General features: G+C 72.4%; 28 protein-coding genes and 1 pseudogene. 16 read left to right on the top strand and 13 right to left on the bottom strand.

The window, feature by feature from the left end:
* Positions 1-29: 29 nt before the first annotated feature.
* Positions 30-878 (top strand): alpha/beta hydrolase, encoded by an 849-nt coding sequence (locus AB0G10_RS09595; protein ID WP_360918337.1) that lies wholly within the window; start codon positions 30-32, stop codon positions 876-878.
* Here AB0G10_RS09595 and AB0G10_RS09590 read toward each other — a convergent pair.
* Both AB0G10_RS09590 and AB0G10_RS09585 read right to left on the bottom strand, forming a co-directional pair.
* On the bottom strand, positions 847-1,503 hold the full coding sequence (locus AB0G10_RS09590) for a Type 1 glutamine amidotransferase-like domain-containing protein (protein ID WP_360918336.1): 657 nt from the start codon (positions 1,501-1,503) through the stop codon (positions 847-849). The two genes, AB0G10_RS09595 and AB0G10_RS09590, sit on opposite strands and share 32 nt — an antisense overlap.
* On the bottom strand, positions 1,500-2,057 hold the full coding sequence (locus tag AB0G10_RS09585; RefSeq protein WP_360918335.1) for a TetR/AcrR family transcriptional regulator: 558 nt from the start codon (positions 2,055-2,057) through the stop codon (positions 1,500-1,502). Before AB0G10_RS09585 ends, AB0G10_RS09590 begins: the two co-directional genes overlap by 4 nt.
* A gap of 207 nt (positions 2,058-2,264) precedes the next feature.
* Here AB0G10_RS09585 and AB0G10_RS09580 point away from each other — a divergent pair, with 207 nt between their 5' ends.
* Genes AB0G10_RS09580 through AB0G10_RS09565 form a run of 4 tightly spaced genes read left to right on the top strand, consistent with a single transcriptional unit; the run spans position 2,265 to position 4,700 of the window.
* Positions 2,265-2,615: an STAS domain-containing protein gene (locus AB0G10_RS09580; protein ID WP_360918334.1), complete on the top strand. Its 351-nt coding sequence runs from the start codon at positions 2,265-2,267 to the stop codon at positions 2,613-2,615.
* 10 nt (positions 2,616-2,625) lie between these two features.
* A complete protein-coding gene (locus AB0G10_RS09575; RefSeq protein WP_360918333.1) occupies positions 2,626-3,633 on the top strand; it encodes a Ku protein in 1,008 nt (335 codons plus the stop codon).
* 45 nt (positions 3,634-3,678) lie between these two features.
* Positions 3,679-4,365 (top strand): hypothetical protein, encoded by a 687-nt coding sequence (locus tag AB0G10_RS09570; RefSeq protein ID WP_360918332.1) that lies wholly within the window; start codon positions 3,679-3,681, stop codon positions 4,363-4,365.
* On the top strand, positions 4,362-4,700 hold the full coding sequence (locus AB0G10_RS09565) for a transcriptional regulator (RefSeq protein ID WP_360918331.1): 339 nt from the start codon (positions 4,362-4,364) through the stop codon (positions 4,698-4,700). The genes AB0G10_RS09570 and AB0G10_RS09565 overlap by 4 nt, the downstream gene beginning before the upstream one ends.
* A gap of 8 nt (positions 4,701-4,708) precedes the next feature.
* Here the strand turns inward: AB0G10_RS09565 and AB0G10_RS09560 are convergent, their stop codons facing one another.
* The gene (locus AB0G10_RS09560) at positions 4,709-5,284 is read right to left on the bottom strand and encodes a pyridoxamine 5'-phosphate oxidase family protein (RefSeq protein WP_360918330.1); all 576 of its coding nucleotides are present in this window, start codon (positions 5,282-5,284) and stop codon (positions 4,709-4,711) included.
* Here AB0G10_RS09560 and AB0G10_RS09555 point away from each other — a divergent pair.
* Positions 5,283-5,771 carry a hypothetical protein gene (locus AB0G10_RS09555; protein WP_360918329.1) on the top strand — a complete coding sequence of 163 codons (489 nt, stop codon included), beginning with the start codon at positions 5,283-5,285 and terminating at the stop codon, positions 5,769-5,771. The genes AB0G10_RS09560 and AB0G10_RS09555 overlap by 2 nt on opposite strands.
* A 51-nt stretch (positions 5,772-5,822) precedes the next feature.
* Complete coding sequence (locus AB0G10_RS09550) at positions 5,823-6,338, top strand: hypothetical protein (protein ID WP_360918328.1); 516 nt, start codon at positions 5,823-5,825, stop codon at positions 6,336-6,338.
* Positions 6,339-6,791: 453 nt separating this feature from the next.
* Here the strand turns inward: AB0G10_RS09550 and AB0G10_RS09545 are convergent, their stop codons facing one another.
* On the bottom strand, positions 6,792-7,946 hold the full coding sequence (locus AB0G10_RS09545) for an MFS transporter (protein WP_360918327.1): 1,155 nt from the start codon (positions 7,944-7,946) through the stop codon (positions 6,792-6,794).
* Between the two features lie 77 nt (positions 7,947-8,023).
* Between AB0G10_RS09545 and AB0G10_RS09540 the strand changes: the two genes are divergently transcribed.
* Positions 8,024-8,185: a hypothetical protein gene (locus AB0G10_RS09540; protein ID WP_360918326.1), complete on the top strand. Its 162-nt coding sequence runs from the start codon at positions 8,024-8,026 to the stop codon at positions 8,183-8,185.
* On the opposite strand, the gene AB0G10_RS09535 is transcribed toward AB0G10_RS09540, so the two are convergent.
* The gene (locus tag AB0G10_RS09535; protein WP_360918325.1) at positions 8,167-9,375 is read right to left on the bottom strand and encodes a hypothetical protein; all 1,209 of its coding nucleotides are present in this window, start codon (positions 9,373-9,375) and stop codon (positions 8,167-8,169) included. The two genes, AB0G10_RS09540 and AB0G10_RS09535, sit on opposite strands and share 19 nt — an antisense overlap.
* A 381-nt stretch (positions 9,376-9,756) precedes the next feature.
* On the opposite strand from AB0G10_RS09535, the gene AB0G10_RS09530 reads away from it, so the two are divergent.
* Complete coding sequence (locus tag AB0G10_RS09530) at positions 9,757-9,918, top strand: hypothetical protein (RefSeq protein ID WP_360918324.1); 162 nt, start codon at positions 9,757-9,759, stop codon at positions 9,916-9,918.
* A gap of 75 nt (positions 9,919-9,993) precedes the next feature.
* Positions 9,994-10,779: a metalloregulator ArsR/SmtB family transcription factor gene (locus AB0G10_RS09525; protein WP_360918323.1), complete on the top strand. Its 786-nt coding sequence runs from the start codon at positions 9,994-9,996 to the stop codon at positions 10,777-10,779.
* Here the strand turns inward: AB0G10_RS09525 and AB0G10_RS09520 are convergent, their stop codons facing one another.
* From AB0G10_RS09520 to AB0G10_RS09505, 4 genes are all read right to left on the bottom strand, one after another.
* Positions 10,780-12,888, bottom strand: a complete 2,109-nt coding sequence (locus AB0G10_RS09520) for a CHAT domain-containing protein (protein WP_360918322.1) — start codon at positions 12,886-12,888, stop codon at positions 10,780-10,782. It abuts the gene before it with no gap.
* Positions 12,872-13,978 carry a P-loop NTPase fold protein gene (locus AB0G10_RS09515; protein WP_360918321.1) on the bottom strand — a complete coding sequence of 369 codons (1,107 nt, stop codon included), beginning with the start codon at positions 13,976-13,978 and terminating at the stop codon, positions 12,872-12,874. Before AB0G10_RS09515 ends, AB0G10_RS09520 begins: the two co-directional genes overlap by 17 nt.
* Positions 13,971-14,630: a hypothetical protein gene (locus AB0G10_RS09510; protein ID WP_360918320.1), complete on the bottom strand. Its 660-nt coding sequence runs from the start codon at positions 14,628-14,630 to the stop codon at positions 13,971-13,973. The genes AB0G10_RS09515 and AB0G10_RS09510 overlap by 8 nt, the downstream gene beginning before the upstream one ends.
* 75 nt (positions 14,631-14,705) lie before the next feature.
* On the bottom strand, positions 14,706-15,845 hold the full coding sequence (locus tag AB0G10_RS09505) for an ROK family protein (protein WP_360918319.1): 1,140 nt from the start codon (positions 15,843-15,845) through the stop codon (positions 14,706-14,708).
* Between the two features lie 52 nt (positions 15,846-15,897).
* Here AB0G10_RS09505 and AB0G10_RS09500 point away from each other — a divergent pair, with 52 nt between their 5' ends.
* Positions 15,898-17,163: a multidrug effflux MFS transporter gene (locus AB0G10_RS09500; RefSeq protein WP_360918318.1), complete on the top strand. Its 1,266-nt coding sequence runs from the start codon at positions 15,898-15,900 to the stop codon at positions 17,161-17,163.
* Between the two features lie 13 nt (positions 17,164-17,176).
* On the opposite strand, the gene AB0G10_RS09495 is transcribed toward AB0G10_RS09500, so the two are convergent.
* Positions 17,177-19,501 carry an EAL domain-containing protein gene (locus AB0G10_RS09495; protein ID WP_360918317.1) on the bottom strand — a complete coding sequence of 775 codons (2,325 nt, stop codon included), beginning with the start codon at positions 19,499-19,501 and terminating at the stop codon, positions 17,177-17,179.
* Positions 19,502-19,697: 196 nt separating this feature from the next.
* Between AB0G10_RS09495 and AB0G10_RS09490 the strand changes: the two genes are divergently transcribed.
* Together AB0G10_RS09490 and AB0G10_RS09485 are read left to right on the top strand one after the other, a co-directional pair.
* The gene (locus tag AB0G10_RS09490) at positions 19,698-20,213 is read left to right on the top strand and encodes a flavodoxin domain-containing protein (RefSeq protein WP_360918316.1); all 516 of its coding nucleotides are present in this window, start codon (positions 19,698-19,700) and stop codon (positions 20,211-20,213) included.
* A pseudogene (locus AB0G10_RS09485) lies at positions 20,210-20,284 on the top strand (hypothetical protein); the annotation flags it as partial. The gene AB0G10_RS09490 and the pseudogene AB0G10_RS09485, both read left to right, overlap by 4 nt.
* Positions 20,285-20,374: 90 nt before the next feature.
* Here AB0G10_RS09485 and AB0G10_RS09480 read toward each other — a convergent pair.
* Both AB0G10_RS09480 and AB0G10_RS09475 read right to left on the bottom strand, forming a co-directional pair.
* On the bottom strand, positions 20,375-21,097 hold the full coding sequence (locus AB0G10_RS09480) for a sulfite exporter TauE/SafE family protein (RefSeq protein ID WP_360918315.1): 723 nt from the start codon (positions 21,095-21,097) through the stop codon (positions 20,375-20,377).
* A gap of 7 nt (positions 21,098-21,104) precedes the next feature.
* On the bottom strand, positions 21,105-22,124 hold the full coding sequence (locus AB0G10_RS09475) for an FAD-dependent oxidoreductase (protein ID WP_360918314.1): 1,020 nt from the start codon (positions 22,122-22,124) through the stop codon (positions 21,105-21,107).
* A gap of 57 nt (positions 22,125-22,181) precedes the next feature.
* Between AB0G10_RS09475 and AB0G10_RS09470 the strand changes: the two genes are divergently transcribed.
* Positions 22,182-22,634, top strand: a complete 453-nt coding sequence (locus AB0G10_RS09470; RefSeq protein WP_360918313.1) for a MarR family winged helix-turn-helix transcriptional regulator — start codon at positions 22,182-22,184, stop codon at positions 22,632-22,634.
* Between the two features lie 8 nt (positions 22,635-22,642).
* On the top strand, positions 22,643-23,317 hold the full coding sequence (locus AB0G10_RS09465) for a maleylpyruvate isomerase family mycothiol-dependent enzyme (protein ID WP_360918312.1): 675 nt from the start codon (positions 22,643-22,645) through the stop codon (positions 23,315-23,317).
* Positions 23,318-23,344: 27 nt separating this feature from the next.
* On the opposite strand, the gene AB0G10_RS09460 is transcribed toward AB0G10_RS09465, so the two are convergent.
* Entirely contained in the window at positions 23,345-23,527 is a 183-nt protein-coding gene (locus AB0G10_RS09460) for a hypothetical protein (RefSeq protein ID WP_360918311.1), read from the bottom strand.
* A gap of 172 nt (positions 23,528-23,699) precedes the next feature.
* Here AB0G10_RS09460 and AB0G10_RS09455 point away from each other — a divergent pair, with 172 nt between their 5' ends.
* Positions 23,700-24,344 carry a cyclase family protein gene (locus AB0G10_RS09455; protein ID WP_360918310.1) on the top strand — a complete coding sequence of 215 codons (645 nt, stop codon included), beginning with the start codon at positions 23,700-23,702 and terminating at the stop codon, positions 24,342-24,344.
* Positions 24,345-24,368 lie beyond the last annotated feature (24 nt).

The raw sequence follows: 24,368 nt of genomic DNA, 5'->3' as shown, positions 1-24,368 counted from the left end.
GCCGTTCGCAGTTTTACCGGGGAGGTCACATGGAACAGAACTGGACGATCCGGAGGGTGCCCGCGCCCGACGGCGCCGAGATCGTGCTGCACTCGATCGGCGCCGGGCCGGGCATCGTCGTCGTGCACGGCGGCGGCGTGACCCAGGCGATGTACCGGCGTCTCGCCGTCCGGCTGGCCGACCGGTTCACCGTGCACCTCTACAACCGCCGGGGCCGGGACGACGCGGCCGCCCGCGCCGAGCCCTACGACGGCGAGCAGGACCTCGACGACCTCGCCGCGCTGCTGGCCGCCACCGGCGCGCGCAACGTGATCGGCCACAGTGCCGGCGGGTTCCTCGCCCTGCGCGCCGCGGCCCGGCAGTTCCCGATCGAAAGGCTCGCGCTCTACGACCCGGCGGTCCAGGTCGACGGGCTCACCCCGTCCGCATGGCTGCCCGCCGCGCGGGAGGCGGCGCGGGCCGGCGACATCGCCCGGGCGCTCACGCTGACCAGCGCCGGGATCAACACCCACTCGGCGGCCTCCCGGATGCCGATGGGTCTCCAGCTGGCGGTCACCAGGATCTTCCTGCGTACGCCGATCGGCCGCACCATGGGTGAGCTGGTGCCGACCACGCTGGACGAGACGGCGCTCATCTACTCCAACGACGGCCCGCCGTCGCAGTGGGCCGGCGTCGAGTGCGAGGTGCTGCTCGCCTGCGGCGCGGCCGGGCCGCCCTACTACCCGCCGACGATCGAGGCCCTCGCCGGGGTGATGCCGCACGCCCGGACGCTGATCGTGCCGAAGGCGGGCCACGACGCGCTCAACCGGGCGCCGCAGCATCTCGTGGACGCGCTGGCGGAGTTCTTCAGAACCTCTTCCACTGCCCCTCGGAGATGACCTCCACCGACTCGCCGGCCACCGCGATGGCCGTCTGCTCGTCGATGGCGTAGGACGGGCCGCCGATCCCGGCGGCCCACCGTTCCGCGTCGGCGAGCTCGTTCCCCGGCCACGCGTTCAAGTGCGGAAAGATCGAGAAATCGACGACCCCGAGGGTACGGTCGTCGGCCGCCGACTGCCATTCGACGAAGTACGACCCGATCCGGGGCGTCATCACCATGCTCCCGGCGCTGACCCCGACCCACACCGTGCCGGTCAGCGCCGGCAGCAGATCGGCCAGCCCCGACTCCCGCATCCAGTGGGCCAGGTAGGTCGCGTCGCCACCGTCGGCGAGCAGCACGTCGGCCTCCCGGACCCACGGCGTCCACCGCTCGGCGCCGACGCTCGGCAGCGCCGTGAGCTCGAGGACGCCCAGGGACCGCCAGCCCAGCCCGGTGAAGTGCTGGAATCCGGGTTCGGCGGCGACGAGCCCGCGTACGGATCGGGGTCCGCACTGGGGGTGTCCCCACTGCGCCGTGGGGATGCAGAGCGCGTGGGACTCCTCGATCGGCTTGCCGAGGAGCTCGACGAGCGCCGCGCGGATGCTCGGGTTCGTGACGCCGCCGGAGGTGAGCAGAAGCTTCATCGGGCACGCATTCCGTTCAGCAGGACGCCGACCATGTGCCGGGCGTCGTAGCGGGTGTCCTTGCCGGCGCCGATGCAGAGGTTGCCGACGGCGAGCATCAGCGCGAGGGCGCCGACGTCGTCGCGCGCCTCCCCCGCGGCCCGGGCGTTGCCGAGCAGCTCCTCGCAGATCGGCACGAGACTGTCCAGGAAGTACGCGTGCAGCTGCTGGAACTGCGCCTCCTCGGACCGCAGGGCCTCGGCCAGCCCGTGCTTGGTCACCAGGAAGTCGACGAAGACGTCCACCCACCGCACCAGGGCCGCGAACGGCGCCTCGCCGCTCGCCAGCAGTTCCCGCCCGGTCGCGACGCAGCCCTCCACCTGGAGCCGGTAGACGGCGACGACGAGGTCGGCGCGGGTCGGGAAATGACGGTAGATGGTGCCCACCCCGACGCCCGCGAGCGCCGCGATCTCCCGGACCGGGGCGTCCACGCCCGAGGTCACGAACGCCGTGGCCGCGGCCCGCAGCAGCGTCTCCTTGTTGCGCCGGGCGTCGGCGCGCTCACCAGCGGCCATGGTCTCATCGCCTTCCCGAACGGAGCGTCGAGTATATTTCACCGGCTTCCCGGCCTCGGCGCGGCGGCGGACCGGCCCGGGCGGGTCATCCCTGGCCCCGCGGGGACCCTCGATCGCCACGCCGGGCGCACCCGGTTTGATCATGCTCGCCGTGGACATCCACGAGGCCGTTGCAGTCCAGCAAGGGAAATGCTTCGGGAGGACGCGATGACGACGCCATTGGCCGTGACCAAGCTCGATGAGGGCGCGGGCGTGTCGCGGCTGCTGATCGTGGGGGACCTCGACGAGAGCGCGGGCGAGGGCCTGGCCGCACTGATCGCGAACGCGGCGGACCAGGACGACGTGTCCGAGATCGTGGTGGACCTGGGGCGGGTCGGCCTGGTGGCCGCCGCCGGGGTCCGGGCTCTGCTGCGCGGGCGGGACGCCGCGGCGGCGCGGGGCCGCGTCCTGTGGGTGGAGAACGCCGGCGCCGACACCGGCGAGGCGCTCAGGTTCGGCGGCGCCGGCATGGGAGGCCGGTCGGAGGGGAAGAGAGAGCCGAGTACGCCCGCGGGATGAGGAGGCAGCCATGGCACGGCCGATCTGGACCGGCTCGATCACGTTCGGCCTGGTGTCGGTGCCGGTGAGGATGTACTCGGCCACCCACGAGCACGAGGTGTCCTTCCACCAGTTCGAGAAGGGCACGGCCGACCGCATCCGGTACCGGCGGGTCAACGAGCGGACCGGCAAGGAGGTCGACTTCGACGACATCGTCAAGGGCGCCGACGTCGGCGGCGGCGACTACGTGATGCTCGACCAGGAGGAGCTCGACGCGGTGGCGCCCGGCCGGTCGCGCAGCCTGGAGATCGACCGGTTCGTCGACCTCGACGACATCGACCCGATCTACTACCAGAAGACCTACTACCTCGGTCCGGGCAACGACGAGACGACGAAGGTCTACGGCCTGCTGCGGGACGCCATGGCCGACGCCGGGCGGGCCGCGATCGGGACTCTGGTGATGCGCGGCAAGGAGTACCTGACCGCGATCCGCGCCGACGGTGACCTGCTGGTCCTCCAGACGATGTACTTCGCCGACGAGGTGCGCGACCCGAAGGAGCAGTTCGACGAGCTGCCGAAGCGCAACGCGGCGAAGCCGGCCGAGCTGCACATGGCCCAGCAGCTGATCGACTCGATGGCCGGGCGGTGGCGGCCGGCCGACTTCCGGGACACCTACACCGACCGGGTGACCGCGCTCATCGAGGAGAAGAAGGCCGGCAAGGAGATCACCACGGCCGAGGAAGCGCCGGAGCCGACCCAGGTCACCGACCTCTTCGAGGCGTTGCGCCGCAGCGTCGAGGCGGCCTCCCAGCGCCGCAAGGCCGCCGGCAGCGGATCGGCCAAGAGCACCAAGATCGGGAGCACCAAGACCAAGGGCAAGAGCACCAAGGCGAAGAAGAGCACGGGTACGAGGGGAAAGGCGCGCACGGACGGCATGAGCAAGGCCGACCTGCTCGCCCGCGCCGCCGAGCTGAAGATCCGGGGCCGTTCCACGATGTCCCGCCCGGAACTCGAGAAGGCGGTCCGCAAGGCTTCCTGAGTCCGGGTACTGGCGCCGAAAGGTTTGCTGTGGAAACCTGTTGGCATGACCGCCAACGCGCTCCCCGCCGCCGGTGACCCCCGCCGCCTGCTGGCCGACATGAGGACGCTCGCCCACCGGGTGCGCCTCGACCAGCGGATGACCGGGGCCGCACTGCTCGTGCTGGCCGCGGCCACCTTCGCCGCGATCCCGTTCGACTGGTTCGGCATGCAGGTGAACTGCCTGCCCGACGGCGGCTGCCAGTTCGCCCGGAACGGGATGCTCTACTACTGGCCGGCCGCGATGCCGCTGGCGTACGCCGCGATCGCCGTCATCCACGTCCGGGCCGCCCGGCGGCGGGGCGTGGGCGCGCGGATCCTCCCGTACGCGATCACCGGCGCCGCCACGGCCGTGGTCTTCCCGGCCGCCTGGATCGCCGTCCAGCTCTACCTCGCCGACAATCCGGTTCCCGCCGGGCCGCTGCCGTACTGGTACCTGGTGCTCGACCGGCTGGTCATGCCGTGGGGCATGATCGGGGTCACCCTGCTGATCCTGACCTGGCTGGAGCGCAATGTCCCGCTGCTGCTGTTCACCCTCGCGTACCTCGCGCTGGTCCTCCTGGTCCTGCCGATGAACGAGGGCCTCGCGTTCCCCGACATCCGGGCGAGCATGGCGGCGCCGCAGCTCGTGGCCGGCGCCGTGCTGCTGCTGGCCGGGCTCGGCTTCCGCGCGGCGAACCGGCGGCGCCCATGACGGCCGTGACGGGCGAGCAGGATCCGGAGGCCGGCCATCCGGTCACCGGGCTCGACGAGGTCGTGCACCAGCGCGTCCGGCTCGGCATCCTGACGATCACCCACGAGGCACGCCGCGTCGAGTTCGGCTACCTTCGTACGCATCTCGAACTGACCGCCGGAAACCTCTCCAAACACCTGAGCGTGCTGGAGGAGGCCGGCCTCATCGAGGTGGAGAAGGGTTACGAGGGACGCCGCGGCCGCACCTGGATCACCCTCACCCCGCGCGGCGTCACCGCGCTCGCCGACGAGATCGCCCGCCTCAAGCAGCTCATCGCCCGGGTCGAGAACGGCTGACGGCCCGGTCAGCCGTCGAGTGCGGCCGCCTCGCCGGCGAAGATCGGGCGGCCGTCGATGCTGTGGCCGTTCTTGACCCGGCGGTACTCGGCCAGGTCCTCGTCGGAGCGCCGGGCGTGCGAGCGGATCAGCAGGTCCCGGTCGCCCTCGTAGGACATGAGAGGGACGGCGTAGCCACAGGAGTCGCTGACCCGGTCGACGGCCACCTCGATGATCGACCGGACGCCGTGGGTGTCCGGCGGGGACGGGAACGACGCGAGCAGGCCGGCGTACGCGGAAGAGGTCTTCGGAATCGAACGGCCTTGACCGTGCAGCCTCACGATGTTGGGCGGGCCCTGGAAGGCGCAGAACATCAGGGTGATCCGGCCGTTCTCGGTGAGGTGGGCGATCGTCTCCGCGCCGCTGCCGTGATAGTCCAGGTAGGCCACCCGATGCTCGCCGAGCACCGCGAACGTGCCGCCCATGCCCTTCGGCGAGACGTTGACGTGGCCGCCCGGACCGCTCGGCGCGGTCGCGACGAAGAACATCGGCTGCGCCTCGATGAAGCTCCGCAGCCGCCCGTCGATTCGTTCATGCACCTTCATGGCCCCGATGCTGCCGGGCGGGCGCAACCGGCTCGACCGCATTTCCCATTCCCTGGCCGCCCTCCTGGCCGCCTTGCCGGCCGCTGGGAGATCATCGTCGGATGACCTCACCCTGGGTGGTGGTGACCCGCGCGGACGACCCCTCATCGACTGCCTGCGGGACTGGCACGGCCACGACACCGGCGGGCAGGCTCTCACGGTCCTCGTCGACGACGCCGGCGCCCTGATCCGGACCGGCCATCTCGGCGTCTTCCTCTCGGTGCTGTGCCAGGCCGCCTGGCACGCCAACCTCCGCCTCGACGCCGACGGCGTCCCGTACGAGAACTGGCCGCCGTTCCCACTGCACTTCGTCCTGCTGGTGAGCGGGACCGACGACCTCACCGCGTTCGCCGAGGCGGCCGCGGCCGACGACGAGGACATCGCCGCATCCATCGCCGACGACCGCCTGACCCTGTCGCTGACCGGCCCCGACTGGCCGGTGAAATGACATCTCTCAGTAGTTGATCTTCAATACGATGATCATCTAACGTCTCGGCCCGTGATCAACACCCGAATCGCCTCCGCCGTCCTCGCCGGCGTCTTCCTTCTGGGCCTCACCGCGTGCGGCTCCGACTCCGAGACCGAGACCGCCGCGCCGGCCGCGACCACCGCCGCCGAGGCCACGACCGCCGCCGCCGAGGCCACCTCCGCCGCGGCCGACCCCGCGACCACCGCGGCGTCCGGCGGGAACGCCGACACCGTCACCTGTGAGCAGGCGAACAAGGCGGCCGAGTCCTTCAAGAAGGCGGTCCTGACCCTGGCGCAGTCCGGCGCCGCCGAGATCTCGCCTGCCGATGCGAAGGCCATGCTCGAGGACTTCGCGACCCAGCTGACCAAGGCGACCGAGGGCGCGAGCCCCGAGCTGGCGGCGGCGGTCAAGGCCAACGCCGACGCCGCGACGAAGGCTGCCGCCGCGAAGGACCCGGGGAGCGCCATGGACTCCCCGGAGAACGTGAAGGCCGGCCAGGAGCTCAACGCGGCGTGCAAGGCCGCCGGGGTGGAGACCAACTTCTAGAGCGTACGGATGCCCGGGGCCGCACCGCCCCGGGCATCCTCGCTCTCACCGGCCTCGTCGATGCGCGCCGACCGCGCGGACGGGCCATCTCTCGCGCGTTCTCCTCCGGCCGGCGGCCGGCCCCCGCCACGGGTGGGCGTCACGACGACGCCGATCCCGGGCCCGGGCGTACCACGGCGGGTTCTCCGGTTCCGGCACGACGAGCCGGGCCGGGACGTGACGGACGAAGCGGACTTCGAGAGGCGGCGGGACCGGCGGGTACTCCATGCGCAGTAGTGCGGTCCGGCGTACGAATGAAGTGGTTCTCAATGGGGACACCGATCTGCTGAGACGAAGGCATGATGCGGGAAGCGGGCGGACCGGCCGCTCGCTTCGCAGGGCGTGGATGTCTCAGCGGGTGTACATACCGCGACCGTAGTACCGGGCCATCGATCGGCTCCACTCGTTTTCCGGTCAGACCCCGCTCCTGATCGTCTCTTCCGGACGGCTCCCCACCCGGCCGCGCGAACCGAGCGCGAACGCGACGCCGCCGAGGCCGGCCAGCACCCCGCAGAGCAGCAGCGTGGCCCGGTAGCCGAGGTGCTCGATCGCCACCCCGGACAGGATCCCGGACACCAGCAGGCCGGCCGTCGACGCGTTGGCGAACAGCGTGGTGGCCCGCCCGGTGGCCGGCGCGAGCAGATCCTGGAAGTACCGGATGCCGGCCGCCGCCACGATCGCGATCCCGATCCCGCGGAACGCCTGCGCCACCAGGAGCATCGCCATGCCCGGCGACACCACCGTCAGAAGGTGGTAGACCACGAGCGACGCGTACCCGCCGAGGATCAGTCCCCGCTGGCCGAACCGGGCCGGCAGGGCGGCGATGCCGAGCGTCGCCACCACCTCGACGGCGGCGCAGACGCTGAAGAGCACGCCCATCGTGGCGGCCTGCTGATGCAGCTCACGGGTGACGAACAGCGGCAGCGCCAGGCCGCCCGCGAACATCGCCGCGAAGAACAGGGTGACGCCGGCGGTCAGCAGCACCGGGGTGCCGCCCGCCGACGATCCGGCCTCGGCCCGCGACGCCGGCGGGCGCGGTACGAGCAGGACGATCAGCGCGGCCACCAGGAACACGGCGGCGGCCGCCCGGATCAGCGAGGTGTAGCCGAGCCGATAGAGCACGAGCGACCCGAGCAGCGGGCCGACCGCCCACGCCAGCGACCACGCCGCCCGCAGCACCGGCGCCGACCGGCGGCCGGCCGCCCCCTCGCCGAGCACCGACCGGGCCAGCGCGAACAGCTGCGGGAACGCCGTGCCCATCGCGCCGAGCACGGTGGCCGCCATCAGGAGGAGGACGAAGAAGCTCGTCACCCGCGGCAGCAGGAAGTAGCCCGCGGCGCCCATCACCATCACGGCGATCGCGTACAGCCGCGACGGCCGCCGGTCGAACTGCCGCCCCAGCCACCAGCCGATCGTGATCCCGCTGATCGCGAAGACCGACGACCACACCCCGATCTGGATCGGCGAGAGCCCGGCCACATCGGCGCCGTACAGCACGATGTACGAATTGATCATCGAATCGCCGATGCCGAACAGCAGAACGGCGGCGAACAGAGCGACAAATCCCACCCGACCGTCCTACCCGCCACCCCGCCCCCGCCGACACCGATTTATCACCGGCGATGCCCGCCGGATACGGTGCGGGGATGCGTCATCTCACCCGGCAGTTCGCCATCGGGGCCCTGCGTCGCGGGCGCGGCATCGAGCAGTTCCTCGGCGGCGCGGACGTCGGCGGCGAGCGTGCCGTCCGGTGGGTCAACGCCGGGGTGGCCGGGCACGACTACCTCGACTACCTGCGAGCCACCTGACGGAACTGCTCCAGCAGGAAACGCGCCATCGTCACCCGCTCGGCGAACAACCGGCGGGACTCCTCGTCCTCCCGGCCGAGCAGGTCGTAGCGGAAACCGTCGAAGCCGCTGCGCAGCAGTGCCGCGACGGCGAATCCGGCCGGCGCGTCGCCGGTGGGGGCGCCCTCGGCGGCGAGACCGCCGAGGTAGGCGGGGACGATCACCGCACTGATCTCGGGCATCCGGGCCGCCGCCAGCTCGCCGGCGTGCACCAGGCCGACCAGCAGCTGGCCCAGGTCGAAGCCGAGCGCGTGCGGCGACCGGAACGACAGGTCGATGGCGGCGAACTCGGCGCTGCCATCGGCCGGCACCAGCAGGTTCTGCGGCCCGGCGTCGCCGTGCGGCAGCGCCTGCGGGAAGCCGTCGAGGCGGTCCAGCAGTTCCGGGATCCGGGCGGCCGCCTCGAGCAGCCCGGCCCGCAGGTCGCCGTGGTCCTTCAGCCACGGGTGATGCCACAGCTCGTCGCTGCGCAGCGGCTCCAGGCCGCGGAACGGCACCGCGCGCTCGGCGTACATCCGCAGGGCGAAACCGGCCGGGCGGTGGGTCACCCTCAGGACTTCGGGCGCCATCGCGCGTGCGTTCCAGCGCCCCAGGAGGTACGCCGCGCGGCGGAAGCGCCCCGGAGTCCAGGGGCCGGCCCGCTGCTCGACGTACTCCTGCCAGAGGACCAGGCGGTCGCCGGGGAGTTCGACGAGGCGGTGCAGCACCGGGCTGCGCAGTCCGGGCGGCAGCGACCCCTGGACGCGCGGGTCCCACAGCTCCAGCTCGCTGCGCCACGGGAACTCGGCGGCGAACGTCGCGGCGAAGTCCGGCGGCAGCTGGGACAGCCCGGGCCAGTGCCGGACGTGCCGCAGCTGCTTCACGAACCGGGACCAGCCGTCGCCACGGACATGCCAGAGGCCGGCCGTCGCCGGTGAGCCATACCCGTACGGAAAGGCATCGATCTTGATCGTGGAAGGATCGACGGAGGTGCCCGCGATGCTGCTGAGCGCGGCCGGAATCGCGGCGCCGGTCACGCCCAGCAGCCCGGAGAGCAGCGTCGCGGTCTCCACCACCCTGACGCTATAGGGATCCGGTCGGAAGGGCAGCACCCCGTTCTCGTCCTGGAGGGTGCCGGACGGGCCGGCGGCGCCGAGCGTGGCCCAGCGCACGACGAACGCAGCGCTCTCCGCGACCGCGCGGCCGATCCCGAACTCGCCAGGAACACCTCGATGTCGTCGAGCGCGTTGGCGGCCGTCGCCCGCACATGGGGCCGGACCGCCGCCCGCCGGAGCGCCGCGACGACGCGGTCCTCGTCGAGGCGGCCGTAGACCCGGCCAGATGGCCGAGGCACGTCGCGGCGAGGGCCTGAACCTGGTGATCGTCGTGGTCGAGCAGGGCCAGGTAGAGCTCCTGCGTCTGCCTCCAGTCGCCGTCGCCGTCGCCGTCGCCGTAGAGCGTCGTGCCGATGGTTCATGGTTCCCGCCACCCTATCCGGGGGTCGGGACGCCTCGTGACCGCGGCGGGCCCGCGCTTCGGCATAGGCTGCGCGGATGTTCGAGTTCGAGGCTGAGCCTGAGGGTGAGCAGCGACGATCCCGGTGGTTCTGGGCGTCGCTGAGCGGCGCGTTCGTCGCCATGGTCGTGATCACCATGGGCGCCATCGTGGTGGGCAGCGTCGTGCTCTTCTGGGTGGCCAAGGCGATCCAGCACTGAGACTCCTTGACATGCAGCCGAGCGGCTGCCTAACTTGACAGGCAGCCATACGGCTGCCTATCGGGAGGCGGTGCCGTGGAGGACGTGTTCCGGGCGCTCGCCGACGCCAGCCGGCGGCGGCTGCTCGACCGCTTGAACGAGCGGAACGGGCAGACGCTGCGCGAGTTGTGCGCCGGGCTCGACATGGCCCGGCAGTCGGTGAGCAAACACCTCGCCGTGCTCGAGGCCGCCGGTCTCGTGACGACCACCCGGCGTGGCCGGGAGAAGCTGCACCACCTGAACGCCGAGCCGATCAACGCGGTCGCGCAGCGGTGGATCCACCGGTACGACCGGGAGCGCGCCCTCGCCCTCGCCGACCTCAAGACCGCGCTGGAGGAGACGACGATGTCCGACGCCTTCGTCTACACGACCTACATCAGGACCACACCCGACCGGCTGTGGAAGGCCCTCACCGACCCGGCGTTCACCGCCCGCTACTGGGGTGTCCGCTTCGGCACCGACTGGCAGCCGGGCTCGACCATGAGCTGGACCGAGCGCGGCCGGACCGTCGCCGACGCCGAGCAGGTGGTGCTCGAGTCCGAGCCGGGCCGCCGGTTGTCGTACACCTGGCACACCTTCACCCGGGACTGGGCGGACGCCGCCGGCGTCGCCGAGGAGGTGCGCGCCAGGCTGGCCGACGAGCGGCGGTCCCGGGTCACCTTCGACCTCGAACCGGCCGGCGAGACGGTGAAGCTGACCGTCACCCACGACCGCTTCGAGCCGGACAGCACCCTGCGCACGATGATCAGCGAGGGGTGGCCGGCCCTGATCTCCAGCCTCAAGTCGCTCCTGGAGACCGGCGAGGCCCTGCCGGAGAGCTGATCAGGCGCGGACCGGCAAGCGGAGGCGGATGGAGGGCAGGTCGGCCGTCTCCGCGGCGAAGGTCGCCCAGGCCGACCAGTCGCCGCCCTGCATGTAGACGCCCTTGCGGGCCTCGGTGACGCATTCCTCGAGCGAATGCCCGTCGATGAAGGCCTGGTAGAACTCCTGCGCGAACCGCAGGGCGGCGGTGTCCTCGACGTTGCGGACCGTCGCCACCACCGCCGGGACCCCCTGCCGGACGATCGACTGGCAGAGCCCGAACGCGAACTCGTCCGCACCCGGGTTGACGCCCGTCATGCAGCCGTTGAGCACGGCCAGCACCACGCCGGAATCCTGCAACTGCACGGCCAGCTTCTCGGCGGTCAGGTCGAACCGGCGCCCGTCGGCGTCGGACAGCACGAGCGCCGCCTTGCCGGTCCGCCGATCCACCATGGCGTGTCCCATGTAGTGCAGCACGTGCGGACGGAAGCGGCGCAGGTTCTCCCGCAGGCCGCGTTCGGTGGCCCGGGGAATCGACTGCAGCGTGGCGGTCTGCTGCTGGGCGGCGTCGGCGAAGCTCTTCCGGAGCAGCTGGAGCTCCTGCCGGGCGCCGGGCAGCGGGGGCACCCCGTCCGGCTCGGCCAGGACCTGCAGCACCCGCAGCGGCGCTCCGATCTGGTGCGAGGAGAGGCTGACCTGGTCGGACACCTTCCGGACCACCGACAGTTTGAGGGTCAGGCCGGCGGTGACCCGCAGTTTCGGGATGCGCAGGCACTCCCACTGCAGGTCGGCGACGGCGTGGGCCTCGGACGCGACGGTGAGGCGGACCCGGCCGTCCTCGGCGAGGAGCCTCAGCAGCGCCGCCGCGGCCGCGGCCCCGGCGTCGGCCCCGAAGGTCTGATCCCACAGCTTCTCGCCGAGCTCGTCGGTGGTGACGGTCGGAATGATCGCGTACCCGATGTCCCGCACGCCCCGGGTCGGCGGAAGTCCCTGGTAGAGCTGGGAGAAGTAGGCGGCGGCGTCGGTGAGCTCCTTGACGTTGATGGTGACCGGCCAGGAGAGCGGCTCGCCCTGCGGGGTACGGAGGACCGCGGTCCCGGTCCACGTCTGCGGATGGTCCTTCGGCCCGTCCTTGAGGATCAGCTCGGCATCCCGGTACCGGACCTCCTCCTCCGACTCGGCCTGCGGCGCGGCGGGCCGGTCCGCGCCCGCCGTGTGCGCCATGAAACCGTCGTTGATCGCGCGGAAGTGCGGCGCCGTGCGGATGAACTCCTTGAGGTGCTCGTCACCGAGGAACGTCCGCCAGGCCTCGGTCACCTCCTCGGCGTCCTTGTCGCCCAGGACGTGCGCCTCGAACTGACGCAGCAGCCGGACGCCGCCGGGCATCAGGACACGTTCCATGAGATCCGGCCAGCCCAGCTCGAGCATGCGGAGTTTGGCGAACCTGCGCCGCTGCATCAGGTCGAGGGCGACGTCGAGACGCGCCCGCACGCAGAGGTCGAAGTGCGGATCCGCGGCCCGCGCCGCGCGCACGAGCTCCTGCGCGAGGTTCTGGTAGCGGGTGACATCGTCGAGGTATTCCGGCAGCGCCGACGGGTGGGTGCTCAGCGAGCCGACGTCGATCAGCAGGTGCGGGACGGGGGTCTGCGACAGCCGGGGTGAGCCGCCGACCAGGGCGCGCCACTCACCCTGATCCAGCTCGTCGGCCGGATCCAGCAGCCGGGCGAGATGTGGCCGGCTGCCCGGCTCGCCGCCGTCCTCGTCGTCGCGGCTCCGGAGCCACGCGTCGAGGTCCGCCATCCGGGCCGGGAACTCCGGCTCGAGGCCGGCGCTCCGCAGCAGCGCCGCGCGGTCCTGGTCGCGGTGCCAGAGCTGTAGCACCCGGATGAAGAACCGCTGGTGGAGCCAGTCGACCGAGGTCGTGCCGGCCTGCTGCGCGACGGTGGCCGCGATGAAGACGAACGCGCCGTCCGCGCTCACGAGGGTGCCGTCGACGGCCTCGGCGTCGGTGAACTGCCGGAGGATGGCGAGAGCCGGCGTCCCGGGGTCCGGCTCGTCCACCGCCTGCCCGGTGACCGTGGCCCGGACCATCCGACGCCACCACCGCAGATGATCAGCTGAAGTGCTCATGCCCGGCTCCCTCGTGGTCGTAGTGCAGCGACAGCAGGTCGCACTGCTGTTTGAGCCGCCGCGGATTGCCCTGGGTGGCCAGGTGGAGCAGGTCCGCGGCGCCGACCCACTCGGGGAAGTGGCCGCCGATCAGCCGGCCGGGCGACGAGTCCCGGACGTCCGCGACCGAGACCCCCCGCTGGATGATCTTCTCGAGGTAGCGCCGGGCGTACGCGCCCTGCGGGCCGTCGTCGGAGCCGAGGCGGGCGGTCAGGCCCCGTTCGAGGACCTTGCGGTCGACCGCGATGATGAACAGGCACTCGGCGCCCGTGGACGTGGACTCGGCGAGGAAGACCTTGAGGGTCTCCAGGACGTCGAAGGCCACCTCGGGAAGGCAGCGGTCGAGGTCGTCGACGAGGACCACCGTGCGCGGCTTGCCCGCGTCCCGGAACAGGTCCCGGACCGCCCGGCGCATCTCCTCGATGCCCTGGACCTCGCGGTTCCGGGCCGCCGCGGCCCGACCGGCCTCCTCCCCCTTGCCGAACAGGCCCCGCAGCGACGCGAGTGGCGGGGCGGCGGTCGCGGCGACGTCCAGCGCGAAGCCGGACAGCACGCTGAACTGCCGTGCGGCCTCGGCGTCCCGGCTCGTCCGGGTCGTCAGCGCGGTGGCCCGGCCCAGGCGCGCCATCAGCTCCTGATAGGAACGCTCGCCGTCGGACTGCTCCGCCTGCGGCAGCAACGGCCGGAGCAGCGCCCTCCTCAGCCGGACCCGCAGCGACGGGGACGCGAGGTCGCCCTCGCCGGGGTCGGCCGGCTGGTAGACCTCGCGGGCGACGGTCTCCAGCAGAGCCCTCCAGATGGCGTCGGCGGTGACGTACGGCCACGCGGAGAAGTCGACGAATCGCAGGTCGTTCCACTCCGCGTGGTCGCGCAGGTGGTGGGTGACCAGGTGCGCGAACGTCGTCTTCCCCTCGCCCCATGCGCCGTAGACGCCCAGGGTGAACGGCAGCCGATCCCTGGCGAGCCGGTCCGCCAGGGCGACCGCGTGCCGCGTCATCGCCAGCAGGTCGTCGCCGGGCTTCAGGATCGGTGAGTCGGCGTGGTCAGCCATGTTTTCCTTCCGGCCAGAGGATCCAGCCCACCGGCAGCCCCAGCAGGATCACCGCGGCCGCCACCCAGCCGAGACTCACCGCCACCAGCATGATCGCGAGGGCGATCAGGCTTCCCGCGGCGACGAACCGCGTACGGACGTCGCGGAACCGGCCGAGCGTGAGAGCGAGGACGAGGACCGCCCAGGCGAGCAGGGCGAGCACGGCGCGGCTCCCCCGGGCCAGCCACGCGAGGCGGTCGGCGGCGGCCCGCTCGCTCTTCCGCACCTTCTCGGCGGCGACCCGGACCGCGCTGTCGGCCGTGATCTGCTCCGCCACCGCGGCGTCCCGGCGTGCCTCCAGCACGATCAGCAACGCGTCCCGGTCGGCGATCCGCTTCTTGATCTTCTCGGTCTGATCGGCGACGCCGTCGGCTTCCTGCTCGACCCGCTCCTTGACGATGCGGGAGGTGAGCGCCTTCCGGTAGTCCTGCTTCTCCTGAGCCGACTGCTGCGCCCGGACCCACTGCGTCGTGCGATGGCGGGTCGCCGCCGGTGGCCCGTCACGGTCCCAGGGGAGGTCGACCTTCGGTTGCAGGGCCGCGCCCACCGCGAGGCTCACGATCGCGATCGAAACGACCAGGCCACCGTCGAGGCGGCTGATGTGAGCCGGCACAGTGGAACGCTATCGCCCCGAGGCCCCCGGATTCACCCGCCCGAACGGGCGAGTGACACCGGCACGACCCAGGTCCTAGCCGGCCCGCGCGGCCAGCCGGCCCAGCTCGATCGCGCCGAGGAGTTCGGCGGCCGGGCCGAGCTCGCTGGCGGCCACCTCCATGGTGCCGGCGATGGCCGGGGGCGCCTGCACGGCGAGAACGTCGCGCAGGCCGGCGACGACGTGGGCGGCGGAGGGGCCCAGGGTGCCGCCGACCAGGAGGAGCTCCGGGTCGAGGAAGGTGCAGAGGTGGGCGAGCGGACCGCCCAGCCCGCGGCCCACGTCGCGGAGCATGCGGGCCGCCCCGGCGTCGCCGGCGCCGGCGAGGCGTGGCAGGTCGCCGAAGGTGATCGGCGAGTCGTAGGCGGCCTGCGCCGACGCCACGACGCGGTCCTTGATGTGGTGGGACAGGCAGCCGCGCCCGCCGCACGCACAGAGCGGGCCGTCCCGGTCGATCTGCAGGTGGGACAGCTCCCCCGCATACCCTCGCGCACCCCGCGCCAGGGCCCCGTTGACGATCACCGCGCCGCCGACGCCGCACTGGTTCACGAGCACGCAGATCGCGTGGGCCCGGCCGCGGACCCGGCCGGCGTAGAGCTCGCCGAGCGCGGCCAGGTTGGCGTCGTTCTCCAGCGTCACCGGGACGCCGTGCTCGGCGGTGAGCTCCGCCTCCAGATCACCCGGGCCGATCACCGAGAACATCGGGGCCGGGCCCTCGGGGACGGGTGGCGCGCCTCGGCCGGTCAGGTAGGGGGCGGGCACGCTCAGCACCACCGACCGCAGCCGGTGGCCGGGGTGCGCGGCGGCCAGCGCGATCACCTCGCGGACGGCCGGGTGCAGGCCGGCGATGCCGGCGCGCGGGTCGGGGGCGGCGCGCTCGGTGGCGGCCACGATCGTGCCGGTGACGTCGAGGCAGGCGGCGCGGGTCGAGCTGCCGTCCCAGCTGACCAGCCCGACCAGGGTGGCCGGGCCGGCGGCCCGCAGCACCCGGGGACGCCGGCCCGCGCCCGCCCGGGGAGCCGCGGCCTCCACCTCGATCAGCTCGCCGGCGGCGATCAGGCGGCGGACGGCGCTCACGACTGTCGGCGCCGGCAGGCCCAGCGCGCCGGCGAGTGACGGACGATCGAGGCCGGACGAGTACGTCGCGTACGCGAGCACCCGCTCGTCGGTTTCCATGAAATCATTCTAAATTGCGGCGTCAAACCCCGCTCAACTAGCCTGGCCCTCAATGAGATCATCGCTATTCCACGCACGAACGCGCGAACCGAAGCTCGTCGCGCTCATCCTCGTGACGGGCACCAGCACCCTCGCGACCGACACCTACATCGCCGCCCTCCCGGAGGTGCAAACCTCGCTGCACACCACCGCGTCGGTGGCGCAGCTGACGATGACGGCGTTCATCGCCGGCATGGCCGCCGGGCAGCTCGTCTCCGGCCCGGTCAGCGACGCGCGCGGCCGGCGGCGCATCGTCGTCGGCGCCTGCCTCGTGTTCGCCGTGATGTCGGCGCTGTGCGCGATCGCCCCGACCGGCTGGCTGCTGGTCGCGGCGCGGGCCGTGCAGGGCGTCGCGGCCGGGACGGCGGTGGCGTGCGGCCGGGCCGTGGTGACCGACCGGTACCGCGGGCGGGAGGCCGCCGCGCTGTTCGGCACGCTCTCCGCGGTCAGCCTGCTCGGGCCGGTCCTCGCCCCGGCGATCGGCGGCGTGCTGCTCACCGCCGGCGACTGGCGGATCGTCTTCTGGTTCCTCGCGATAGTCGGCCTCGCCATGGTCGCCGGCTCCACGGTGGCGCTCCCGGAGACGCTGCCGGCCGGCCGCCGCCATCCCGGCGGGCTGAGCCAGCTCGCGAACCGCTCCCGCGAGCTGCTCACCGATCCGCGCTTCGCCCGCCCGGTCCTCGTCCAGTGCCTGACCACCGCGGGCTTCTTCGTCTACATCGGCGGTTCGTCGTTCGTGCTCCAGGAGGACCTCGGGCTGGGCCAGCGGGAGTACACCCTCCTGTTCACCGTCAACGCCGTCGCCATGGTGACCACGAGCATCACCTTCCGGCTGCTGGTGAAGCGGGTCGGCGCCGTGGTACTCCGCCGGGTCGCCGTCTGCCTGCAGACCACCGCGGTGCTCACTCTGTTCCTCAGCACCGTGCTCGCGTCCGATCACCGTCCGCCGCTGGCCGTGATCTGGGGCGCGCTGGCCGCCATGACCGCGGGCCTCGGCATGTACCTGCCGTCCAACTCGGCCATCGCCCAGAACGCCGGGCGCCGCCTCCCCGGCACCGCGTCCGCTCTCGGCGGCGGCCTGCCCTTCCTGGCCGGCGCGCTGACCACGCCGCTGACCGGGGCGTTCGGCAGCCAGACCGTGCTGGTGATGGCGAGTTGCATGGTGGTCGCGTTCAGCCTGGCCGCGTGTCTCGCGATCGCGTCACGCCGCTTCACCCTGGAGCCCGGCGAGGAGGTCGCGCCCGCACCCGCCCCGGCACTCGCGAAGGCCGATCTTTGAAGATCAAGTGCTTTCATCCGTACGGATGAAGCAGGCTCTTGATCCTCTGAAGCTCGATCCCCGCTCGCTGGTGGGAAAGCAGCCGGGAGACCTCGTCGGCGGTCATCGGCTCGGCGAGGTGGAAGCCCTGGCCCAGGGTGTACCCGAGTTCCCGCAGCGTGGCGACCTGCTCGGGGCTTTCGATACCTTCGGCCACCGTCGACAGACCGAGGGCGGCGGCCATCTGGACGACCGCTCGGGCCACCGCCTGCCGGGCGTCGACAGCGGCCGGCTGCCCGTCGTCGATCTCGATGCCGTCGACGAAGGACTTGTCCAGCTTCACGATCGCGGCCGGGAAGGCGCGCAGCAGGCTCAGCGACGACTCGCCGGTCCCGAAGTCGTCGAGGGCCAGCCGGATGCCCATCCGGTCGAGCTCGTAGAGCGCGCGGGACACCTGCTGCCCGCGCAGCGCCGCCGACTCGGTCATCTCGAGGACCAGCCGCTCGCAGGGCAGCCCGCTCTCGGCGAGCGCGCCCGCCACGTCGGCCACGAAGTCGGGGTCGTGCAGCTGGCGCGCCGACACGTTGAGGCCCGCCTCCTCCAGCGCGTCCGGACCGAACTCGGCCAGCCACGCCGCCGCCTGCCGGCACGTCTCGCGCAGCACGAACCGGCCCAGCGGGACGATCAGCCCGGTCCGCTCGGCCGCCGGGATGAACTCGGCCGGGCTCACCACCCCGCGCGTCGGGTGATGCCAGCGGACCAGCGCCTCCACGCCGATCACGCGAAGGCAGTCGAGCCGCACGATCGGCTGGTAGACCACCCGCAGCTCGCCGTCGTCGAGGGCCCGGCGCAGCTCGCCGCCGAGCCGCATGTGCGCGAGGACCGGCTCACCCATCCCCTCCACGTATCGGACGAAGCCCGCCTTTCCGCGCTGCTTGGCCGTGTACGTCGCGACGTCGGCATTCCGGAGCACGGCGTCGGCGGTGTCCCCGGGGCCGGCCGTCGCGATGCCGATGCTGGCCTGCACGAGCAGGCGGTGCTCGCTGATCGGGTGCTGGAATGCGGTGAGCAGGCGGTCGGCCAGGTCCTCGGGGTCGCCGTGGGTCAGCAGGACCGCGAACTCGTCGCCGCCGAGGCGGACCGGGAGGCCGTCGTTCCCGGTCTCAAACTTGATCTTCTCAGCGACGGCGACCAGCAGTCGATCTCCGACTTCGTGTCCGAGGAGATCGTTGACCGTTTGGAAGTCGTCGAGATCGAGAAGCAGAATCGAGTCGTTTGCCCGGATTTTTCGGGATTTATGGGTGAATAGGGCGCGATTCGCCAGCCCGGTGAGGCCGTCGTGGCTGACCTCGTGCTGGAGCCTCTCCTCCTGGATCCGGGCTTTCCGCAGGAGCCGGGCGTTCTCCCGGTACGCCAGGTACTGCCGGGCCATGACCAGCGTCGTCGCCACCACCGCGGCGATCAGCACGACCCGGACCGGCCACCGCATCGGCTCACTGACCACGACCGTGAGCAGCGGCGCCACGGCCAGGTAGGGCAGCAGCACCCCGACCCCGCCCGGCTCGCGCCGCAGTCCGCTGTCGGCCCGCCGCTGCGCCAGCACACCCAGGGTGATCATCAGCGGGGCCAGCGGCATCACGATCGCCTGGGCCGGGACGCTGGCGACGTAGCCGTACCGGACCGCCAGCACCGACACGACCGCGGACGGCACCCCGCCGCCGGCCGCGATGAACCGCATCGCCACCCGGTCGACCGGCCCGCCGGCGATGTGCGCCACCTTCGTGGCGGCGCCGACCGCGACCAGGAATCCGAGGCCGACGATCAGGATGCCGGGCCCGCTCCACGGCTCGCGGGCGGACAGCATCGGCTCGACCCCGGCGTACCAGAGCACCGCCGCGCACCCGACGAACGCGATCATCCGGTCCAGCGCCATCCGCCACCGCTCGCTGCCGCCGGCCGCCACGACCGGCACCCGGGCCAGCGCCGCGATCGCGACCAGGAACCCGACGATCACGCACGCCGCGGCCGGTGCCGGCATCTGACGGGTACGGACCTCGGCCGCGTGCGTGAGCATGTCCGCCGCCAGCCACGCGTAGCCGACGGTGATCAGCACGAGCGCGAGCCGTACCCCGCGCCAGAACCGTCCGGCGCTCTTCACGGCCACAGCCGCGAGCCCGCCCCCGATCGGCACGAACACGTACGCAACCGCTTCGACACCGACGCCGAACCCCAGATAGGCGACACACCAGACGGTCCCGAGCAGCACGACGGCGGCGGTGGCCTGCACATACCGCCGGGCCTCCGCGGTGGCCGGATCGCCCGCCCACCGGGCCGTCAACGGAAGGCATCCCAGCGTCACGCGCCAGAGACTAGCGGCCCATCTGTGAAGCGGATCTCCCCCGAACGTTCGACCTTCACCGATATCTTGATCTTTTCTCGGCCATCGCGACCTCCCGGTCCTCGCCCGGCCCGGCCCGGGAGGACCTTCGGCCCTGACCCGGCGCCGCTCCCCCGGTCCACGCTGGAGCCGAGACACCCGCCGGAGGAGGTCCGTCATGAGAGCGCTCGTCGTCTACGAGTCGATGTTCGGCAACACCGAAGCCGTCGCCCGGGCCGTGGCCGAGGGCCTCGGGACCGGACTGGAGGTCACCGTCGCCGATGTGCGGACCGGGCCGAACATCACCGCGACCGAGATACTGGTCGTCGGTGCGCCCACTCACGCGTTCAGCCTGAGCCGGCCCGGCACCCGCGCCGACGCCGCGACGAAGGGCACGGTACGGCCCGGCGCCACCGCGACCGGCGTGCGGGAGCTGCTCGACGACGCGCCGAGGCTGGACGGGATCGCGGCGGCCACGTTCGGCACGAAGGTCGACATGACAGGGCTGCCGGGTTCCGCGGCCCGCAAGGCTCACCGGATGCTGCGCGGCCACGGCGCCCGGATGATCGCCGCGGCGGAGAACTTCCACGTCGCCGGCATGACCGGCCCGCTCACCGACGGCGAACTGGACCACGCCCGCCGGTGGGGCGCCGAGCTGGCCGCGTCGGCCAGAAGGACGCGGGTGACGGGATGAGGGCGCGGATCGGTGACCGCATCGTCAGCGGGGACCGCGTCGGCGTCGTCGTCGCGACGGGCGGCGGCCGGCCGCCGTACCGCGTCCGCTGGGTGGCGGGCGGCTACGTCACCCTGATGATCCCCGGACCGTACGACGACCTCACCCGTGGTGAGCGGACGTCAGAGCGTGAGCAGCGTCGACGTCAGCACCAGCACGCCGAATCCGACCAGGGTGACCGCGGCGAACCGCTGGAGGTGGCGCTGCTTCAGCCGCAACGCGATCCGGGCGCCGATCACCACCCCGCCCGCGGCGATGACGCCGATGAGACAGCCGAGTCCGGTGTCGACGGAACCCTGGATCGCGTAGCCGGCCGTCGCGAACGCGACGAGGGGCAGCTGGATCAGCTGGCCGGCCGCCACGGCTTCGACGGCCGGGACGCCGAGCGCGAGCAGGACCGGGATGAGGAAGACGGGTCCGCCGGTGCCGGTGAGCGCCGAGCTGAAGCCGACCCCCGCTCCCGTGACGACCGCTACTGATCGGCCCGGGCGCCGTTCCGGACGGGGCCGGGAGAGCAGGTTGTAGGCGCCGGCCGCCGTCACGAACACCCCGAGCGGCAGCAGCACGACCCGGTCCGGCAGCAGGCCGTTGACGAGCGCCCCGGGCAGCGCCGCCGCCGACGCCCCGAGCGTGAGCCGGCCGGCGAGGCGCCACGGCATGGCGCGGTGGCGGGCGTACATGAGTGTCCCGGCCAGGCCGGTGAACAGGAAGCTCAGGCTGGCGGTCCCGGACGCCGTGTGCGGATCGAGCCCGGCGAACCAGGTCAGGGCCGGCGGCAGCCCCACCCCGCCCACGCCGACGGCGCCGATGAAGACGCCGACCACCAGGGCGATGGGTACGACCACCGGCATCTCAGCGCGCGCCGGGGCCCGCGTCGGGCGGGGTCGAGCCGTCGATCAGCGCCTCGGCGAGCATCGCGCCGAGGAGCGGGGCGAACTTCATGAAGTTCTCGCCGTAGATGGTCAGGATCGGACCGCTCCGGACGAACTGCAGGCCGTCGCTCAGGTCCGGGTTGTGCGTGCAGTACAGCTGGCCGACCACCCGCGGCTCGACGAACGGGAGCTCACGGGCGACGTACGCGGTGACCGCGTCCCGCGACGCCTGCTCGGCCGCCTCCCGGCCGCCGGCCCAGCTCACCAGCACCGGGTCGACGTCGGCGCCGACCGCCCAGGTGCCGGCCGCCGACGAGTGCTGATAGGTGCCGAACCCGCCCAGCGTGATCCAGCACCGCAGCGGCCGCGGCGCCTCCGGCCGGATCGGGAAGCTGAACCGCACGTGGTGTTCCAGCGCCGGCGGCGTCATGATCCCCACACCGGCGGCCAGGCCCGAGGTCTCGGCGCCCGCGCAGATCAGCGCCGTGTCGAACTCCTCGGGACCGTCGGGGCTCCAGATCCGTACCCGATCCCCGGCCCTCTCGAGCAGATCGACGCGGGCGCGGCGAAGATGGCGATGGGCGATTCCGATCAGATGTGTACGGAGCCTGTCCACCCGGATCACGCCACCCGCCGGGTCGACCAGAATCGGTCCGGCGATGTCGGTGGCGGGCAGTCGCAGCGACCGCGAGCCCGCCGCGACGATCTCGTGAGTGGCGCCGGCGGCGGCCATCGCGGAGGCCCACGATTCCACGCCGTCGCCGCTCACGACCGTTCCGGCACCGTCGACGCAGCCCTCGGGGAACAGCCTCCGCGCGCGTCCGGCCAGCTCGACCATGTCGGGGTACGCGTGCGCCAGCCGGAAGATCCGGGTGTCGCCGGCCGAGCGTTCCCCCATCGGCTCGCCGGCTTCTAAACACGTCACGTCGTGTCCGAGACGGATCAGCTCCACGGTCGTCGACAGGCCGACGACCCCTCCCCCGACCACCGCGATCTTCATGGTCACCGACGCTATCAGCCTGGCGCCCACCCTCACCGATATGACAACATTGTTGTCATGTCTTCGGATCGAGGGCGCCATCTGTACGAGGTACTCCGACTGGCGAGACCGCTGGTCCTGAACTCCGCCCGTGTCGTGGAGTCGACGCTGCGGCCGGCCGGCCTCACGGTCGGGATGCGCGCCGTTCTCGAAGTCCTGGCCGAGGGCGGGCCGGCGGCCGTGCCGGCGATCGGCGAGCGACTCGACCTACCGCGCCAGGGGGTTCAGCGGCACGTCAACGACCTGATCGCTCTCGGTCTCGTCGAATCCCGGGATAACCCGGCCCACCGCCGCTCGGCCCTGATCGCGCTGACCGCTGCCGGCAGCGCGCTCTTCGACCGCATCCGGGCCGACGAACTCACCCGGCTCGGCATCCTGGCCGCCGGCTGCACGGCCGGGGAGATCGCGGCGGCCCGCCGGGTCCTGGAAGCCCTGAACCGCGATGTGCGAGAGCAGGCGATGGGCGGATGATCTATGAGATGACGACCGCGAACCGGCTGATGATCGCGGACTTCCTGGACGGCCTCGACGACGACCAGTGGGCCGCGGCGACGCTCTGCCACGGATGGACGGTCCGGCACATGGCGGCCCACATGGTCCAGCCGATGCTGATCGGTTTCGGACGCTTCTTCCTCGCATCCCTCCGGTTCCGGGGCGACACCGGCCGCACTGTCGACCACTTCACCCGCCGCCTCGCCCGCACGCCGCGCGCCGAGCTGATCGGCCTGCTGCGCCGGCACGCCGCCGACCGGGTCGACCCGCCCCGCGTCGGGCCGATGGGCCCGTTCGCCGAGACCTGCCTGCACCTGCGCGACATGGCCCGCCCGCTGGGCCTGGACGCCGACGTCCCGCTCGACCACTGGCGGGTCCTGCTCGACTACCTGGTGTCGCCGCGGGTCGCCCCGGCCCTGGTGCCACCGGGACGCCTCACCGGCCTGACCCTGACCGCAACGGACCTGACCTGGACCTCCGCCCCGGGAACCCTCGCGGCCGGCCGGTCGACCGGCCGAGCCCGGGGGGCCGGCGAGGAGGCGCGAATCTCCGGCGATGACGCGCGGATCTCCGGCCCGGCCGAGGCCCTCGCCATGGCGGTCACCGGCCGCACAGCCGCCCTCGCCGACCTGAACGGCCCCGGCCTCGACCGCCTGCGCTGACCCCCACTCGGCCGCCCGCGCCGACCGTCAACGGCAGACCGCGCCGGCGTGGCGGGAGACCCGGCCGTCGCCATCGACGCACAGCTCGCTGGTCGCCCGGTCGACCCAGTACGTCTGCCCCGCGTCGACGAACGTCGGCTCGTCCAGATGGAACCACCGGTCGACGGTCGTGACCAGCGTCAACCGGTCGGCGATCCTCCGTTCGTACACCTCGCATCCCCTCCGTGGACCGAGCGCCCACCCTTCCCCTCGTACCCGAGAAGGGTCATCGGTCTTCTCTCCGGCGATCTCGGCGTGATCGTAGGCCGGCGAGATGTCGATCAGGGCGACGATGTAGTCGGCATCGCCCGCAGCAACGGTCGTCGTTCGAGAGGAAAAATCCATGCGCGTACGCCGGATCGTCGACCTGTCCGTGCCCGTCGGCACGACCACGCAGGTCTACCCGGGGGATCCGGTCCCGCGGCTCTCGGTGCACGCGACCGTCGAGGCGGACGGGTTCAACCTGTTGCACGTGGACATGGGCTCGCAGACCGGGACCCACGTGGACGCGCCCTACCACTTCGACCCGTCCGGCCCGATGCTCCACGAGCTCGACCTCGGGCTGTTCACCGGGCCGGCGGCGGTCCTCGACTTCCGCGGACTCGCGCCCCGGACCCCGATCACGTGGGACCTGCTCGCTCCCGCCGCCTGGCATCCCATCGTGTTGATCTGCACCGGCTGGTCCGCCTTCTACGGGACCGATGAGTATTTCGACCACCCGTACCTCGACGCCGACGCCTGCCGCCGCATGCTCGGCCTCGGCGTCCGCACGTTCTGCATCGACGCCATCAACATCGACGAGACGCCGTCCCCGATCGGCTATCCGGTGCACCACCTCATCGCGGCGGCCGGCGGCGTCATCGGCGAGAACTTCCGCGACCTCGAACGGATCGACTTCCCGGACCCCCTGGTGTCCCTGCTGCCGATCGCCTTGGAGAATGCGGACGGGGCGCCGGTGCGGGCGGTCGCGATGCAGCTGGAGGACTGATGGCGGGCCAGGTACGACGCGTAG

Source organism: Actinoplanes sp. NPDC023714 (assembly GCF_040639855.1).
Lineage (GTDB): Bacteria > Actinomycetota > Actinomycetes > Mycobacteriales > Micromonosporaceae > Actinoplanes.
This window is presented reverse-complemented; position numbering and strand designations above follow the sequence as displayed.

Bases quoted from the DNA above. Each gene is read 5' to 3' on its own strand.
- AB0G10_RS09595 (WP_360918337.1), top strand. From the start codon at position 30: ATGGAACAGAACTGGACGATCCGGAGGGTGCCCGCGCCCGACGGCGCC.
- AB0G10_RS09590 (WP_360918336.1), bottom strand. From the start codon at position 1,503: ATGAAGCTTCTGCTCACCTCCGGCGGCGTCACGAACCCGAGCATCCGC.
- AB0G10_RS09585 (WP_360918335.1), bottom strand. From the start codon at position 2,057: ATGGCCGCTGGTGAGCGCGCCGACGCCCGGCGCAACAAGGAGACGCTG.
- AB0G10_RS09580 (WP_360918334.1), top strand. From the start codon at position 2,265: ATGACGACGCCATTGGCCGTGACCAAGCTCGATGAGGGCGCGGGCGTG.
- AB0G10_RS09575 (WP_360918333.1), top strand. From the start codon at position 2,626: ATGGCACGGCCGATCTGGACCGGCTCGATCACGTTCGGCCTGGTGTCG.
- AB0G10_RS09570 (WP_360918332.1), top strand. From the start codon at position 3,679: ATGACCGCCAACGCGCTCCCCGCCGCCGGTGACCCCCGCCGCCTGCTG.
- AB0G10_RS09565 (WP_360918331.1), top strand. From the start codon at position 4,362: ATGACGGCCGTGACGGGCGAGCAGGATCCGGAGGCCGGCCATCCGGTC.
- AB0G10_RS09555 (WP_360918329.1), top strand. From the start codon at position 5,283: ATGGCCCCGATGCTGCCGGGCGGGCGCAACCGGCTCGACCGCATTTCC.
- AB0G10_RS09560 (WP_360918330.1), bottom strand. From the start codon at position 5,284: ATGAAGGTGCATGAACGAATCGACGGGCGGCTGCGGAGCTTCATCGAG.
- AB0G10_RS09540 (WP_360918326.1), top strand. From the start codon at position 8,024: ATGCGTCATCTCACCCGGCAGTTCGCCATCGGGGCCCTGCGTCGCGGG.
- AB0G10_RS09530 (WP_360918324.1), top strand. From the start codon at position 9,757: ATGTTCGAGTTCGAGGCTGAGCCTGAGGGTGAGCAGCGACGATCCCGG.
- AB0G10_RS09520 (WP_360918322.1), bottom strand. From the start codon at position 12,888: ATGAGCACTTCAGCTGATCATCTGCGGTGGTGGCGTCGGATGGTCCGG.
- AB0G10_RS09515 (WP_360918321.1), bottom strand. From the start codon at position 13,978: ATGGCTGACCACGCCGACTCACCGATCCTGAAGCCCGGCGACGACCTG.
- AB0G10_RS09505 (WP_360918319.1), bottom strand. From the start codon at position 15,845: ATGGAAACCGACGAGCGGGTGCTCGCGTACGCGACGTACTCGTCCGGC.
- AB0G10_RS09500 (WP_360918318.1), top strand. From the start codon at position 15,898: ATGAGATCATCGCTATTCCACGCACGAACGCGCGAACCGAAGCTCGTC.
- AB0G10_RS09490 (WP_360918316.1), top strand. From the start codon at position 19,698: ATGAGAGCGCTCGTCGTCTACGAGTCGATGTTCGGCAACACCGAAGCC.
- AB0G10_RS09475 (WP_360918314.1), bottom strand. From the start codon at position 22,124: ATGAAGATCGCGGTGGTCGGGGGAGGGGTCGTCGGCCTGTCGACGACC.
- AB0G10_RS09470 (WP_360918313.1), top strand. From the start codon at position 22,182: ATGTCTTCGGATCGAGGGCGCCATCTGTACGAGGTACTCCGACTGGCG.
- AB0G10_RS09465 (WP_360918312.1), top strand. From the start codon at position 22,643: ATGACGACCGCGAACCGGCTGATGATCGCGGACTTCCTGGACGGCCTC.
- AB0G10_RS09455 (WP_360918310.1), top strand. From the start codon at position 23,700: ATGCGCGTACGCCGGATCGTCGACCTGTCCGTGCCCGTCGGCACGACC.